At 57.2% G+C, this 16099-nt stretch carries 13 protein-coding genes; 8 read left to right on the forward strand and 5 right to left on the reverse strand.

Features of this window, described 5'->3' with window-relative positions:
• Positions 1 to 85: 85 nt before the first annotated feature.
• Positions 86 to 586 carry a GAF domain-containing protein gene (locus WFK59_RS06735; protein WP_233987966.1) on the reverse strand — a complete coding sequence of 167 codons (501 nt, stop codon included), beginning with the start codon at positions 584 to 586 and terminating at the stop codon, positions 86 to 88.
• Between the two features lie 212 nt (positions 587 to 798).
• Between WFK59_RS06735 and yebS the strand changes: the two genes are divergently transcribed.
• From yebS to rsmF, 3 genes are read left to right on the forward strand one after another with little or no spacing between them, the layout of a single operon-like run.
• Positions 799 to 2043: a membrane integrity lipid transport subunit YebS gene (gene yebS / locus WFK59_RS06740; protein WP_262287673.1), complete on the forward strand. Its 1245-nt coding sequence runs from the start codon at positions 799 to 801 to the stop codon at positions 2041 to 2043.
• A complete protein-coding gene (locus tag WFK59_RS06745; protein WP_336755354.1) occupies positions 2012 to 4645 on the forward strand; it encodes a PqiB family protein in 2634 nt (877 codons plus the stop codon). The genes yebS and WFK59_RS06745 overlap by 32 nt, the downstream gene beginning before the upstream one ends.
• Positions 4646 to 4688: 43 nt before the next feature.
• Positions 4689 to 6155 (forward strand): 16S rRNA (cytosine(1407)-C(5))-methyltransferase RsmF, encoded by a 1467-nt coding sequence (gene rsmF, locus WFK59_RS06750; protein ID WP_442956299.1) that lies wholly within the window; start codon positions 4689 to 4691, stop codon positions 6153 to 6155.
• Between the two features lies 1 nt (position 6156).
• Here the strand turns inward: rsmF and WFK59_RS06755 are convergent, their stop codons facing one another.
• The 4 genes from WFK59_RS06755 to WFK59_RS06770 form a co-directional block, all read right to left on the reverse strand.
• Positions 6157 to 6804, reverse strand: a complete 648-nt coding sequence (locus WFK59_RS06755; protein ID WP_336755357.1) for a metallophosphoesterase — start codon at positions 6802 to 6804, stop codon at positions 6157 to 6159.
• A gap of 236 nt (positions 6805 to 7040) precedes the next feature.
• Positions 7041 to 7256, reverse strand: coding sequence for a DUF1272 domain-containing protein (locus WFK59_RS06760; protein WP_336755358.1), 216 nt, complete (start codon positions 7254 to 7256; stop codon positions 7041 to 7043).
• Positions 7257 to 7390: 134 nt separating this feature from the next.
• A complete protein-coding gene (locus WFK59_RS06765) occupies positions 7391 to 8716 on the reverse strand; it encodes an MFS transporter (protein WP_233987960.1) in 1326 nt (441 codons plus the stop codon).
• Between the two features lie 135 nt (positions 8717 to 8851).
• The gene (locus tag WFK59_RS06770; protein WP_233987959.1) at positions 8852 to 10882 is read right to left on the reverse strand and encodes a choline transporter; all 2031 of its coding nucleotides are present in this window, start codon (positions 10880 to 10882) and stop codon (positions 8852 to 8854) included.
• A gap of 257 nt (positions 10883 to 11139) precedes the next feature.
• Here WFK59_RS06770 and betI point away from each other — a divergent pair, with 257 nt between their 5' ends.
• The 5 genes from betI to mdtI all read left to right on the forward strand — a co-directional run bounded on the left by betI (position 11140) and on the right by mdtI (position 16020).
• Entirely contained in the window at positions 11140 to 11733 is a 594-nt protein-coding gene (gene betI, locus WFK59_RS06775) for a transcriptional regulator BetI (protein ID WP_233987958.1), read from the forward strand.
• A 14-nt stretch (positions 11734 to 11747) separates the two neighbouring features.
• Positions 11748 to 13220: a betaine-aldehyde dehydrogenase gene (gene betB, locus WFK59_RS06780; protein ID WP_336755360.1), complete on the forward strand. Its 1473-nt coding sequence runs from the start codon at positions 11748 to 11750 to the stop codon at positions 13218 to 13220.
• 24 nt (positions 13221 to 13244) lie between these two features.
• A complete protein-coding gene (gene betA, locus WFK59_RS06785; protein ID WP_262287672.1) occupies positions 13245 to 14927 on the forward strand; it encodes a choline dehydrogenase in 1683 nt (560 codons plus the stop codon).
• Between the two features lie 426 nt (positions 14928 to 15353).
• Positions 15354 to 15704, forward strand: a complete 351-nt coding sequence (gene mdtJ, locus WFK59_RS06790) for a multidrug/spermidine efflux SMR transporter subunit MdtJ (protein ID WP_233987955.1) — start codon at positions 15354 to 15356, stop codon at positions 15702 to 15704.
• Positions 15691 to 16020 (forward strand): multidrug/spermidine efflux SMR transporter subunit MdtI, encoded by a 330-nt coding sequence (mdtI, locus tag WFK59_RS06795; RefSeq protein WP_233987954.1) that lies wholly within the window; start codon positions 15691 to 15693, stop codon positions 16018 to 16020. The genes mdtJ and mdtI overlap by 14 nt, the downstream gene beginning before the upstream one ends.
• Positions 16021 to 16099 lie beyond the last annotated feature (79 nt).

The raw sequence follows: 16099 nt of genomic DNA on the forward strand, positions 1-16099 counted from the left end.
ATTACAACGGGTTTGCCGACCAGCGCAGGCATGAACAGGCGACATTATAATGACAACATCGCTAAATGCCATGTGATCCAGTCGATTAGCTGCGCGTCAGCTGCAGATATTTTTCTAAGTCGCTGTTCGCAAGCACTTCACAAAGCCCATCAGTAAGTGTGACCAGCCCCGATTCGTCGTCGCTGTCAAAGCGATTGTATTCCACACTGTCGATGTCCAGCACCCCAACCACAGTGCCATTCACTTTCAGAGGAATCACAATCTCAGCATTACTGGCTGCGTCGCAGGCGATGTGTCCCGGAAAAGCATGCACATCATCTACGCGTTGCACTTTCTCTTCGGCCAGCGCGGTACCGCATACGCCTTTACCGACCGGAATACGCACACAGGCAATTTTGCCCTGGAACGGCCCCAGCACCAGCGTATCCGCTTCCGTCAGCAGGTAGAAACCTGCCCAGTTCACGCCTTCGAGACGTTCATACAACAGCGCGCTAAAGTTACCCATTGCGGCGAGGAACGCCGTTTCTCCCGCCAGCAAGGCGCGCATATCGCGATTCAAATCGGCGTAAAAGGCAGTTTTGTTCATTATTTGACCGTTACCAATGACATCTGAGCAGGGTTATTTCCCGCTCGTTAAAAATAAGCACTAAATATCCAGAGCCACAAGGTGAATCATAGCGTTAGTTACTATACCCTTAGCATTCTGTGGATCGAAGCGTGATGCCCGAGACAGGCACACAGGCGCTGTCTTAACGACCGATATGTGTTACTTACGATGAGCGAAGATTGCATCACCCTATGAAAATTCACGCTATCAGCCAGACATTGCCTCACGCACGTTATCAGCGTTGTCCGCAATGCGATACCCTTTTTTCCTTACCGGATGTGAAATCGCATCAGTCGGCCCATTGCCCGCGCTGCAATGCAGAAATTCTCAGCGGCCGCGACTGGTCAATGACCCGATTAATGGCGATGGCCGCCACGATGATGGTATTGATGCCATTCGCTTTTTCTCTGCCACTGGTGGATATCCGGCTGCTTGGCATGCGGATTAACGCCAGCGTGCTGGAAGGCGTGATCCAGATGACCCAGCAGGGTGATGTGCTGACCGCCTCAATGGTGGCGTTTTGCACCATCGGCGCACCGGTCACGCTGGTGGCGGGCATCTGTTACCTCGGTATCGGTCATCGGCTGGGAATGAACTTACGTCCGGTGCTGTTGATGCTGGAGAAGCTCAAAGAGTGGGTGATGCTGGATATCTACCTGATCGGTATCGCCGTTGCCTCAATCAAAGTGCAGGACTACGCTTCGCTGGAGCTCGGCTACGGCCTCGCCGCCTATATTGCCCTGACGGTGCTGAGTGTGCTGACGCTGATCCATCTCAACATTGAGCAGCTGTGGGATCATTTCTATCCGCAAAGCCCCGGCAATGTCGCACGCGATGACCTGCAGGTCTGTCTCAACTGCCACCACACCGGCGTGCCGGATGCGCGGGGGCGCTGTCCGCGCTGCCACACGCCGCTCGACTTCCGCCGCCGTCACAGCCTGCAAAAATCCTGGGCGGCGCTGATTGCCTCTATCGTGCTGCTGATCCCGGCCAACCTGATGCCGATTTCAGTGGTTTACCTCAATGGTTCACGGCGCGAAGACACCATTTTCTCCGGTATCGTTTCGCTGGGCTCCGGCAATATTCCCATCGCGGCGATCGTATTTATCGCCAGTATTCTGGTGCCGTTCACCAAAGTGCTGGTGATGCTGACGCTGCTGCTAAGCATCCACTTCCGCTGCGAACAGGGGCTGAAAACCCGAATCCGGTTACTGCGATTTGTCAACTGGGTTGGCCGCTGGTCAATGCTCGATCTGTTCGTGATTTCGTTAACCATGTCGCTGGTCAACCGTGACCAGCTGCTGGCTTTTACCATGGGACCGGCAGCGCTGTTTTTTGGTGCCGCCGTGATCCTGACCATTATGTCTGTTGAGTGGCTGGACAGCCGCCTGCTCTGGGATGCACATGCAACAGGAAACGCCGACTACACCGACTAACGCCACGCTGCGCAACAAGCGTAAAATTTCGCCCTTCTGGCTGCTGCCGATCATTGCGATGCTGATCGCCTGCTGGCTGCTGTGGACCAATTATCAGGAGCGCGGCACCACCATCACCATCAATTTCCAGACGGCGGATGGTATCGTGCCGGGCCGCACACCGATTCGCTATCAGGGTGTGGAAGTGGGTACCGTGCAGGGCATTAATCTGAGCGATGACTATCGCAGCATTCAGATCAAAGCCAGCATCAAGAGCGACATGCGTGATGCGCTGCGTGAAGATACCCAGTTCTGGCTGGTCACGCCGAAGGCATCTCTGGCGGGCGTATCGGGGCTGGATGCGCTGGTCGGCGGTAACTATATCGGCATGATGCCGGGCAAAGGCAAGCCGAGCGAAGCCTTTACCGCCCTGGATACCCAACCCAAATATCGGGTGAATACCGGCGAACTGCTGATCCACCTGCATGCCCCCGATTTAGGATCGCTGAGCACCGGCTCGCTGGTCTATTACCGGAAAATTCCGGTGGGTCGGGTCTATGACTACAGCATCAACAACAAAACCGATGGCGTGGCGATTGATGTGTTAATCGATCGTCGCTTTACCAATCTGGTGAAAACAACCAGTCGCTTCTGGAACGTGTCGGGCGTCAATGCTGATGTCAGCCTGAGCGGCGCCAAAGTGCAGCTGGAGAGTCTGGCGGCGCTGGTTAACGGTGCGGTGGCCTTTGACTCACCTGACGATGCGCAACCGGCTAAAGCGGATCAGAATTACCAGCTCTATCCCGATCTGGCCCACAGCCAGCGCGGGGTGCTGATCACCCTCGACCTGCCTGACGGCAAAAATCTCAAAGCGGGCAGTACGCCGCTGATGTATCAGGGCCTGGAAGTCGGCACTCTGACCAAACTCAATTTGCAGGACGGCGGTAAAGTCACTGGCGAGCTGACCATCGATCCTTCCGTGGTGGGCCTAATGCGCAGCGGCACCCGCATTGAGATGCGTAGCCCGAAAATCAGCCTGACTGATACCAGCCTCAGCGCGCTGCTGACCGGTAACACCTTTGAACTGGTGCCGGGCGAAGGCCCGCCGCAGCAGCACTATACCGTGCTGGCGTCGAATGAGTCGCTGCTGCAGAGGCCCGACGTGCTGACGGTAAAACTCAGCGCGCCGGAAAGTTACGGCATCGATCAGGGCCAGCCGCTGATGCTGCACGGGATGCAGATTGGCCAGGTGATGTCGCGCTCGCTGGATGAAAATGGCGTCAACTTCGTGGTGGCGGTCAATCCGGAAAACCGCGAACTGGTGCATGGCGACAGCAAATTTATCGTTAACAGCCGGCTGGATGTGAAATTCGGACTGGATGGGATGCAGGTGCTGGGAGCCAGCGCCCGTGAGTGGGTTGATGGCGGTATTCGCCTTGAGCCCGGTCAGAAAGGACAGCCGAAAACCCGCTATCCGCTGTTTGCCGATGCGGAAAAAGCCAAAGAAGGGATTATTGGTGACGCACCGTCAACCACCCTTACGCTGACCGCCACCAGCCTGCCCGACGTGCAGGCCGGTTCCATCGTGCTCTACCGCAAGTATCAGGTCGGTGAGATTGTGAAGGTGACGCCACGCGCCGATGCGTTTGATATTGCGGTGCATATTCAGCCGGAGTACCGCAAGCTGCTGACCAGCGAAAGCGTCTTCTGGGCGGAAGGCGGCGCGCGGGTACAGCTGAACGGCAGCGGCCTGACGGTACAGGCTTCGCCGCTTAACCGCGCGCTGAAAGGCGCGATCAGCTTCGATAATATGAGCGGTGCGCTGTCAGCCAAAGGCGACAAACGCATCCTCTATCCGTCGGAAACTGCGGCGCGCGCAGTGGGTAGCCAGATCACGCTGCATACCTTCGATGCCAGCAAGCTGTCGGCCGGTATGCCGATTCGCTATCTCGGCATTAATGTCGGCCAGGTGGAGTCGCTGTCGCTGAGCAGCGATAAAAATCAGGTGGTGGCGAAAGCGGTGCTCTATCCGGAATATGTGGATGATTTCGCCCGCCTCGGCAGCCGTTTCTCGGTGGTGTCACCGGAGATCTCCGCGACCGGCGTGAATCATCTGGAAACGCTGCTGCAGCCTTACGTCAACGTCGATCCCGGCAAAGGACGCGCGGCGCGCACTTTTGAACTGCAGGAGAGCACCATTACCGATTCGCGCTATCTGAACGGTCTGAACATCTACGTCGATGCTACCGAAGCCGGATCGCTGTCGCTGGGAACGCCGGTGCTGTTCCGTGGGGTGGAAGTGGGTACCGTGACCGGCACCTCGCTGGGTAACATGGCTGACCGGGTGCAGATTGCGCTGCGTATCAGTAAGAAATATCAGCATCTGGTGCGTAACAACTCGGTCTTCTGGCTGGCGTCAGGCTATAACCTCGACTTTGGTCTGATTGGCGGCGTGGTGAAAACCGGCACCTTCCAGCAGTTTATCCAGGGCGGCATCCAGTTTGCCACACCGCCAACCGTGCCGCTGGCACCACAGGCGAATCCGGATAAACACTTTCTGCTGCAGGATGAAGCGCCGAAAGAGTGGCGGAGCTGGGGAACGGCGATCCCCTCTCCACGCTAAGCTAGCCTGAAACGGGCAGCCTGGCTGCCCGTTTCCTTTCTCCATGCTACACTGCCGCCTTTGCCTTAACTGGAATGTGCCCGTGTCAGACTCCTCTTCGCTTTTCCCCGCTGATTTTCTCGCGTTAATGCGTCAGAACCTGCCTGATGATGCCAGCTTCGAACAATTTATCGCCATCAGCCAGCAACCGCTGCGCCGCAGCCTGCGCGTCAATACCCTGAAAATCAGCGTGGCCGACTTCCTTACTCAGACCGCGCCCTATGGCTGGCAACTGACGCCGGTGCCGTGGTGCAGCGAAGGATTCTGGATCAGCCGTGAAGATGAGAGCCTGCCGCTCGGCAGCGTAGCTGAACACCTCAGCGGCCTGTTCTATATTCAGGAAGCCAGTTCGATGCTGCCGGTTACCGCGCTGTTTGATGCACAGCCTGAGGTCACGGCAGTGATGGACATGGCCGCCGCGCCCGGATCGAAAACCACCCAGATTGCCGCGCGGATGAATAACCAGGGCGTCATTCTGGCGAATGAGTTTTCCGCCAGCCGGGTTAAAGTGCTGCACGCCAATATCAGCCGTTGCGGCGTCAGCAACAGCGCCCTTACCCACTTTGATGCCCGGGTTTTCGGCCCGGCGCTGCCGGAACAGTTTGACGCGATACTGCTCGACGCGCCCTGCTCTGGCGAAGGCGTGGTGCGAAAGGATGCTGATGCGCTGAAAAACTGGACGCTGGAGAGTACCGCACAGATAGCCGCCACTCAGCGCGACCTGATCGACAGCGCCTTTCACGCGCTGAAGCCCGGCGGGACGCTGGTCTATTCAACCTGCACGCTCAATCAGATCGAGAATCAGCAGGTCATCGCCTGGCTGCTACAGCGCTATCCCGATGCCGTCGAGGTGATGCCGCTCGATCAGCTGTTTGAGGGTGCCGCGCAGGCTGCAACGCCTGAGGGCTATCTGCACGTCTTTCCGCAGCTGTTCGATAGCGAGGGCTTTTTCGTGGCGCGGTTGCGCAAAACCGCCCCGGTTGAGCCGCTGCCTGCGCCGACTTACAAAGTCGGTAAGCTGCCGTTCTCCCACCTCAGCCGCAAGCTGGAAAGCGAAATCCGGCAGGCCGCTGCCGCTGTCTCGATCAAATGGGATGACTCACTGGAACTGTGGCAACGCGATAAAGAGATCTGGCTGTTCCCCGCCGCCGTGACACCGCTGCTGGGTAGAGTGCGCTTCTCGCGGATTGGCCTGAAACTGGCCGAAACCTTTGCTAAAGGCTATCGCTGGCAACATGAAGCGGTGATCGCGCTGGCCCAACCCGCACCGGAACAAACGTTTGAACTCAGCGCCGCAGAGGCTGAGGAGTGGTATCGCGGCCGCGATATCTATCCGGAAACGGCGGTAACGCGTGATGAGATGATTGTCACCTGGCAGCGGCAACCGCTGGGGCTGGCGAAAAAAGTCGGGAGCCGGATTAAAAACAGTTATCCGCGCGAACTGGTGCGTGACGGGCGTCTGTTCCGCTAGGTCACTGCAGCTGAATCAGCGTCAGGTGATTGCCAAACACCGCGCCGGTATCGATGTAATGCAGATTATCCACCTCCAGCGGCTGCTGGAGGGGCGTGTGTCCGAAGTAAAAAGCGTCGGCGCCTTCAATCGCGCCCCGCTGACCCGATTCTATCGCCTGCAGCCGGCGGCGACTCCACACCACATCCTGCCAGTTAAGCGGTTTTTCCCAGCCGTAGCGGGCTGAAGGATAATCGGCATGGGCCACCACGATAATGCGCTGCTCAAGCTGCAGATGCAGAATCAGCGGCAGTTCACGACAGCGCAGCAGAGCGTGACGCGCACTGATCATCGCCGCACCGCGCAGTTGCCAGAACCAGTCACCGCCGTTCATCTGCCAGAGCGCCACGTCGTGACCCTGTAACGCCGACAGCGCCATCTCCTCATGGTTACCGCGCACACAGCGAAACCAGGGTTCGTCAAGCAGTGCCAGACAACCCGCGCTCTCTTCACCCCGATCGATTAAGTCACCGGTACACAGCAGTAAATCCTGTTGCGGATTGAACTGATGACGCAATAACAGCGCATCGAGTTCGCGACGACAGCCGTGCAGATCGCCGACAATCCAGATCCTGTCCCAGTTTTCACCGTTGAGATAGTGATAGTGCATAGTGTGACCTTCAGCGGAGGATTAAGGACGATAGCTGAAGTATAGATCGGGGCGATGGGCTGCGCGGCAACAGAGAGCCAGTCAGGCGCCAGAAAAGGATTGTCCCTTCCGGCGCTTATCTCCGGCACTCAGTAAAGGTGGTAGCTCTGTCAGGGACGACCTGCATCATAGCGATATCGCCGCCTTAAGACTATTCTGTACAGAAAATAACCCGTGTCATTTGGGCCAGAAACGGCTCAGGAGCGGGTTTTAGCCGGAAATTTTACCAGCTTTTCTGCCGGACGAATCGGCCGCCGCACCAGTTCACCGCCACAGTTGGGGCAGAGATGGTTCAGTGACTGTTCGGCGCACGCTGCGCAAAAGGTGCATTCAAACGAGCAGATGCGCGCCTCGGTCGAGGCTGGCGGCAAATCGGTGTCACAGCGTTCACAGTTGGGGCGAAGTTCCAGCATGGTGTTTATCCAGACGAAGACGAGTTCACCAGCTTCGCCTGGCGAGGCGCGATTGTCGAGCCTCTCATCTGAGCAATCACTGGAACTTATCGGGATCGCTGGCGGCGACCGGTGCCGCCACGCCCCGACTGTGGTTATTTTAACGGCGCATCTTCGCGCTGATCTTCCCCCTCTTCCTGCTCTTCGTCCGGCTCAGGCTCGCTGTTGCCCATTGATGCCTGGATCACCTCCTCTTCCAGCGTGGGGATCAACGCCGCACCCAGCGGTGAGGTGGCGAGGCTATCCGGCATCACCACATGCGGCAATGGCACTTCAGTAGTGGGCAGCGGTCCTGGGGCTTTGACATAACTCAGTCCGGCAATCACCAGCGCGCACAGGCTAAAGAACAGGTAGAGCATATTGCTGCCAAATGGCTGTATCAGCGCCCCGATCACCAGCGGGCCAATACTGGCACCAATGCCAAACGCCATCAGCAGACAGGCGGTTAACGAGACCCGCCGTTCAGCAGCGACCTGATCGTTCGCCAGCGCCACCTGCAACGGATAGAGCGAAAACTGCATCATACTGGCGACAAAGGCGATGCCGATCATCCAGTTAAAGGTCAGATGCGGCAACAGCACCAGCGGCACGCAGGCCACGGCAAACAGGATAGCCATGCAGAACAGCAGCCGCTGACGGTCATAACGATCCGACAGCCAGCTGAGCGGAAACTGCGACACCAGCCCGGCAAAGATAGTCAGGCTCATAAAGTAGCCGGTCTGGCTGGTGGTAAAGCCTTTACTGCTGCCGTAAACCGGCGCCAGACCATAAAAAGCACCGATGACCATGCCGGTCACCAGCGTGGTCCCGAGCAGTTTAGGAATGGTGCGAATGAAGTAGCCGAGCTCCATCGGCGCGGGCGACATTGGCTGAACATGGGTACGGGTGGTGAGCGCAATCGGCACCAGACAGAGAGCAAAACAGAGCGCCACAATCAGCAGCGTGCTGACGTCAAAGCCGCTTTGCAGGCTGAGGATCACCTGCCCGCCGCTCAGACCGAGATAGGTGGCGACCATGTAAAAACCAAAAATCACGCCGCGCTGCGACGATTCCGCCTGATCGTTGAGCCAGCTCTCCAGCACCATGTACTGACACATCATGCACAGCCCGATAATCAGGCGCAGGAAGACCCACAGCGGAATAAAATCAGTCAGCCCGTGACCAATGACCGAGGCGGTAATAATCCCGGCACAGGCAACGTAGGCGCGAATATGACCAACGCGGGCGATCAGGTTGTGCCCGACTTTGCCGCCAATCACCAGCCCGATGTAGTTAGCGGCGATAATCGCACCGATCAGCGCGCCATTGACCTGCTCACTGGCGAGCCGGAGTGAAACATAGGTGGTTAACAGGCCCGACCCCAGCAGCATCAGCAGCGTGGTGGTGTACAACGGCAGAAACGTACTGAATATTTTACGCATACGACTCCCTGTCTACAGCTGGCAGGCATCAGGCCAGTAAGCCCTGAATATAGCCGATTTGTCACCGATGCGACGCAGGATCGCCGCACCGGCGATAAAAAAAGCCCGTAAACAACAGAGTTTACGGGCTGACAGTTACATGCTCGGGAAGGTGATATTACTGCCCGGCGCCTCACGGTTGAGATGGATAAAGTTCAGGTGGCGCTCATACTGATCGAGAATATCGATGATCACCTGCTCTTTGCTGTAGTCCATCAAATCGTTACCCTGGCTGCCCTCCAGCAGGAAGGTTTCCAGCCGGTAATAGGTCGATTTACCGCTGCGGGCGCGATAGGTAAAGCCCGGAACCGAGTATTGCTGCGGCCAGACCTGATAGACAAAATCCTGCTCTTCGCCAAGGTGGACGCGCAGGTCCAGATAGCCAATCGGATTGTTATCATCCGGTGCCACTTTTTCCAGCGTGACGCCACCACCGCGCAGCTCCAGCTCTTTCGCCACTTCCTGCATCGCCGGATAGATGGTGTTTTCCATCATCTGCTGGGTATAACGCGAGCCAGGATAATTCATCAGGCGCGACAGGCGCTTTTTCCAGGTCAGACGATCGGTGGCATGGGCCAGATAAGGTGCCGTATCACGCGTGGCACTGGCGCGACGGTGGTCCTCCACCTTCAGCGATTTATACAGTCCGGCCATCACAAAGAAGATGACGAAACTGAACGGCAGTCCCATGATCACCGTGGTGTTCTGCAGCGCAGAGATCCCGTTGGTCATCAGCATACTCAGCGTCAGTACCCCGATCGCAATCGACCAGAAAATACGCAGCCAGTTTGGCGCATCGCTGTTGATATCCTTCAGCTTTGAGGTGAAGTTACCCAGCACCAGCGAACCGGAGTCGGCCGAGGTGACGTAAAACAGCATCCCGGTAATGGTCGCGACCGAGGCACTGAGTTTAAATGCCGGGTATTGCGCCAGCAGGCTATAGAAACCGCGTTCGGCATGGGCCATCACTTCCTGCGCGAAACCGGCATTACCGTGAATGATCTGGTAGAGCGCGGCGTTGCCAAATACCGACAGCCACAGCAGCGTAAAGGTAAACGGAATGATCAGCGTACCGAGCACAAACTCGCGGATAGTACGACCCCGGGAGATACGCGCCAGGAACAGCCCGACAAACGGTGACCAGGCGACCCACCATGCCCAGAAGAACAGCGTCCAGCTATTCATCCATTGCGTCGGTCGATCAAAGGCAAAGGTATTGAGCGTCATGCCCATGAAGCGGTTGATGTAATCGCCGACGTTCAGCACCAGTGCATTCAGCAGAAATTCGGTATTACCGAAGAACAGCACAAACAGGATCAGGCCCAGCGCCAGCACCACGTTCAGCTCTGACAGGATACGAATCCCTTTGTCGACGCCGGAGGTCACTGAAATCGTGGCGATCACCACCGACAGCACAATCAGCGCCGTCTGCGCGGTCAGCCCTTCCGGAATATCAAACAGCACTTTCAGCCCGTAATTGAGCTGTACCACCCCAATGCCGAGCGTGGTGGCGATACCAAAAATGGTGCCGACCACCGCAGCGATATCCACGGTATGTCCAATCGGGCCGTAGATACGTTTACCAAATATCGGATAGAGCGCCGAACGAATGGTCAGCGGCAGGTTATAGCGATAGCTGAAGTAGCCGAGCGCAATGCCCATCAGCGCATACATCGACCAGCCGGTCAGGCCGTAATGGAACAGCGTCCAGACCATCGCCTGGCGTGCGGCCTCCAGCGTCTGCCCCGCCCCTTCCGGCGGCTGCATGTACTGGGTCACCGGTTCGGCGACCGAGAAGAACATCAGGTCGATACCGATACCGGCGGCAAACAGCATTGCCGACCAGCTCAGCACGCTAAATTCGGGTTTGGACTGCTCCGGCCCCAGTTTGATCGAGCCAAACCGTGAACAGGCCATGTAGAGCACAAACACGATGTAGAGCGTAGCAGCCAGCATGTAGTACCAGCCGAAGGTCGCGGAGACCCAGTTCACCGCCGAGAGGATCCAGCCGCCGGCCAGATCGCTGTAGAGAATCGTCACAAGTGAAAACGTCAGAATCAATCCGGCAGAGGTGTAGAACACAACGGGATTGAGTCTGTCTTTTTCACCGGCAGGTGGATTATTCATCGATTACCTCTGGTTAGTTTTCCTGAAAATATGCAATGGGTAAATGTCGCCGCCTGCGGCTGACGCGCCGTGCGGCCTGTTGTTGTACTCTCTTTTCCTGATTTGCCGCTTCGGCAAACGAGTCTATTTTAGCACTCAATGCCGTTGCGCTTTCGCTACATTTAAAGAACAGCATCCTAACAACTTTTCTTTTTATATTGAACGTGCAATCAAAAAAAGTTTTAATAGGCACTCGATTTGAGGGTGGAGCTGGAGCTATGCCAAAGGTGGGGATGCAGCCGATACGACGTCGGCAATTGATTGATGCGACCCTGAGCACGATTAACGAAGTGGGGATTAACGATGCCACCATCGCCCAGATTGCCCGCCGTGCGGGTGTGTCGACCGGCATCATCAGTCACTACTTCAAAGATAAGAACGGCCTGCTGGAAGCGACGATGCGTGATGTGACGCGCCAGCTGCGCGATGCGGTTTCAGCCCGGCTGCAGCCGCTGGCTGATGCCCCGGCAGAGCAGCGTCTGCGGGCAATCGTCGACGGCAATTTTGATGAAACCCAGGTGCACAGCGCCGCGATGAAAGCCTGGCTCGATTTCTGGGCAAGCAGTATGCATCAGCCCCAGCTGAATCGACTTGAGCGGGTCAGCAGTCGACGACTTTACTCGACGCTGGTCGCCGAATTTCGCCGCGAACTGCCGCTGGAACAGGCGCGTCTCGCCGCACATGGGCTGGCCGCCCTGATCGACGGCTTATGGTTACGCGCCGCGCTGAGCGGGAAGCCGTTTAAGCCGGTGGTAGCCCGCACACTGACTACCCAATTCATCCGTCAGCAACTGGCTGGCGAGCACGAATAACGGAAGGAGATAACATGTCCCGATTTACCGAGCAGAAACTCTATATCGATGGCGCTTACGTTGCCGCGACGTCTGGCGAAACGTTCCAGACCATCAATCCGGCCAACGGCGAGGTGCTGGCCGAGGTTCACGCTGCCGGTCAGCAGGATGTTGATCGCGCCGTTGCCGCAGCCAGAAAAGGCCAGAAAATCTGGGCCGCGATGACCGCCATGGAGCGTTCACGCATTTTGCGCCGCGCCGTCGATATTCTGCGTGAACGTAACGATGAACTGGCTGAGCTGGAGATGCTGGATACCGGTAAACCGCTGAGCGAAACCGCCAGCGTCGACATCGTCACCGGCGCGGACGTGCTGGAATATTACGCCGGTCTGGTACCGGCGCTGGAAGGTCAGCAGATCCCACTGCGTGACACCTCTTTCGTCTATACCCGCCGTGAACCGCTGGGCGTGGTCGCCGGTATCGGTGCCTGGAACTACCCGATTCAGATCGCGCTGTGGAAATCCGCACCCGCACTGGCGGCCGGCAACGCGATGATTTTCAAACCCAGCGAAGTCACGCCACTGACCGCATTGAAACTGGCGGAAATCTACACCGAAGCGGGCCTGGCGGACGGCGTATTCAACGTGTTGCCGGGCATCGGCTCGGTCACCGGCCAGTTGCTGACCGAACATCCGGGCATCGATAAAGTGTCGTTTACCGGCGGCGTAGTCAGCGGCAAAAAAGTAATGGCTAACGCGGCGGGATCGACGCTGAAAGAGGTCACCATGGAGCTGGGCGGTAAATCGCCGCTGATCATCTTCGACGACGCGGACCTCGATCTGGCGGCTGACATCGCCATGATGGCGAACTTCTACAGTTCCGGCCAGGTCTGCACCAACGGTACCCGAGTGTTTATTCCGACAAAACTGCAGGCGGCGTTCGAAGCCAAAATCAGCGAGCGCGTCGCCCGCATCCGGGCCGGCGATCTGCGCCAGCCGGAGACCAACTTTGGCCCGATGGTCAGCTTCAGCCATCGCGATAACGTGATGCGCTACATCGAATCCGGCATTGCTGAAGGCGCGCGGCTGCTGTGCGGCGGTAAACGCCTGACCGGTGGCGAATTCGATCAGGGTGCCTGGGTGGCCCCAACGGTGTTCACCGACTGCCGCGATGAGATGAAGATCGTCCGTGAAGAGATCTTCGGACCGGTGATGTCCATCCTGAGCTACGACAGCGAAGAAGAGGTGATCCGCCGCGCCAACGACACCGACTTTGGTTTGGCTGCCGGTCTGGTGACCCAGGATCTGAACCGGGCGCACCGCGTGATCCACCAGATCGAAGCTGGCATCTGCTGGATCAATACCTGGGGCGAATCGGCGGCGGAAATGCCGGTCGGTGGCTACAAGCACTCCGGCATTGGACGCGAAAATGGCCTGATGACGCTGCAAAGCTATACCCAGGTGAAGTCAGTGCAGGTTGAGCTGTCGCGTTTTCAGTCCGTATTTTAATCATTAAAACCTGAGGAACGATGAATGGAATTTGATTACATCATTATTGGAGCCGGATCCGCAGGGAACGTTTTGGCCACCCGTCTGACCGAGGACAGCAACGTGAATGTGCTGTTGCTGGAAGCGGGCGGCCCGGATTATCGATTTGATTTCAGGACCCAGATGCCTGCGGCGCTGGCCTATCCCTTGCAGGGAAAACGTTATAACTGGGCGTACGAAACCGAACCTGAGCCTTACATGAACAATCGCCGCATGGAGTGTGGTCGCGGCAAAGGTCTGGGCGGTTCGTCGCTGATTAACGGCATGTGTTATATCCGCGGTAATGCGATGGATCTCGACAACTGGGCCACCGCGCCCGGTCTGGAGCACTGGAGCTATCCCGACTGCCTGCCCTACTACCGTAAAGCGGAAACCCGCGATATCGGCCCGAATGAGTTCCACGGCGGTGACGGTCCGGTTTGTGTGGCGACGCCAAAAGCGGGCAATAACGTGCTGTTTGAAGCGATGATTGAAGCCGGTGTGCAGGCGGGTTATCCGCGCACCGACGATCTCAACGGTTTCCAGCAGGAAGGTTTTGGTCCGATGGACCGCACCGTGACGCCGCAGGGACGCCGTTCCAGCACCGCGCGCGGCTACCTGGATCAGGCTAAAGGCCGGCCAAACCTGAAAATCATCACCCATGCCACCACCGATCGGATTGTGTTCGACGGCAAACGTGCGGTCGGCGTGGAGTATCTGCAGGGTGACAGCAACAGCATCAACAAAGTGACCGCGCGTCGCGAGGTGCTGTTGTGCGCTGGCGCCATCGCTTCGCCGCAGATCCTGCAGCGTTCCGGCGTCGGTTCGCCTGAACTGCTGAAGCAGTTTGATATCCCACTGGTGCACGATCTGCCAGGCGTGGGTGAAAACCTGCAGGACCATCTGGAGATGTATCTGCAGTATGAATGCAAAGAGCCGGTGTCGCTCTATCCGGCCCTGAAATGGTGGAATCAGCCGAAAATCGGTGCCGAATGGATGTTCAACGGCAGCGGAATTGGCGCCAGCAACCAGTTTGAAGCGGGCGGCTTTATCCGCAGCCGTGAAGAGTTCAGCTGGCCGAATATTCAGTATCACTTCCTGCCGGTGGCGATTAACTACAACGGTTCGAATGCGGTCGATGCACACGGTTTCCAGTGTCACGTCGGCTCAATGCGCTCACCGAGCCGTGGTCACGTTCGCCTGAAGTCACGCGATCCGCGCCGGCATCCGGCCATTCTGTTCAACTACATGTCGCATGAGCAGGACTGGCACGAGTTCCGTGATGCGATTCGTATCACCCGTGAGATCATTAACCAGCCGGCGCTGGATAAATACCGCGGCCGTGAAATCAGTCCGGGGCTGGAGTGCCAGACTGACGAGCAGCTGGATGAGTTCGTGCGTAACCACGGCGAAACCGCTTATCACCCGTGCGGCACCTGTAAGATGGGTTACGACGAGATGTCCGTGGTCGATGGGGAAGGCAAAGTGCATGGCCTCGAAGGCTTACGCGTGGTCGATGCGTCGATCATGCCGTTGATCATCACCGGTAACCTCAACGCCACCACTATTATGATTGGCGAGAAGATTGCCGATATCATCCGTGGTCGCGATCCGCTGCCGCGTAGCACAGCCCGCTATTACGTTGCCGGCGATGCCCCGGTGCGTAAGGTACCGCAGCGTGCTGAGTAATCAGTGACGTTGTCACGCAATTCCGGCCGGGCACCTTGTTGCCCGGCTGTTTTTTACCTTCACCTCTGATTAACACATTCCTCCTGATCGCGATCACTTTTCATTGTGATAAACCTAAATCAACCCAAAACGAAGCATATCCTGCTATTGATTACCCATCAGGCAAAATGCTATAAATCTGGCGTGTTTATAACCGGAGGCCTGCTTCGTCCACTGATGAGAAGCAACAAAGTGGATGCGTCGTGAATATTATGAGCAGAATGTTCATTTCAATCCCTGTCACTTTTACCCCTTTCCTCTCTGGCTGGAACGCCGCCGATCGGCACTGGCGCAGCGCCCTGTAGTCCCCTTTCCACTTCGACTGAATTCTGCGTCTGCTGACACCGTTGTGATGGCAGGAATAGTTATCGTTGCTGGAGAAAAACCATGCGTGCATGGATCATATTATCACTCGCTATTGCTACTGAAATTATCGGCACCCTGTTTATGAAATGGTCCAGCCTGAGCGGCAGCCAGTCGGGCTACCTGATGATGCTGGGGATGATTGCCTGCTCCTATATCTTGCTGAGCTTCGCCATTAAACGCATTGCGTTAGGCGTGGCTTATGCGCTGTGGGAAGGGATTGGCATTATGCTGATTACCCTGTTCAGCGTGCAGCTGTTTGGCGAAACCCTGACCCTACTGAAACTCGGTGGCCTGGTGACGCTGGTGGCTGGCATTGTGCTGATCAAAACCGGCACCCTGGCCACGCCGGAGGTGAGTCATGGTCATCGCTGATCTGGTTCATCCCGCCTGGCTGGCGCTGGCGATCGTGCTGGAAATTGCCGCTAATATCTTTCTTAAATACTCCAATGGCTTTAAGAAACCGCTGATTGGTGCGCTCTCACTGGCGTCGGTTCTGCTGGCCTTTAGTGCGCTGGCACAAGCCGTCAAAGGCATCGAATTGTCGGTGGCCTATGCGGTCTGGGGTGGTTTTGGGATTATCGCCACTGTCGCGGCCGGTTGGGTCTTATTTGGCCAGCGTCTCAACAGAAAAGGCTGGGCCGGGTTAACCCTGCTGCTGGCCGGTATGATCCTGTTAAAGCTGGCCTGATGCCGCCTGACGAATGATTTGCGCGGGTTGACGCCAGGCCGTTAACCTGCCGCATTTTCTTGCCTGTTCCTCCTGAGGT

Source organism: Pantoea sp. USHLN298 (assembly GCF_037149395.1).
Classification (GTDB): domain Bacteria; phylum Pseudomonadota; class Gammaproteobacteria; order Enterobacterales; family Enterobacteriaceae; genus Pantoea; species Pantoea astica.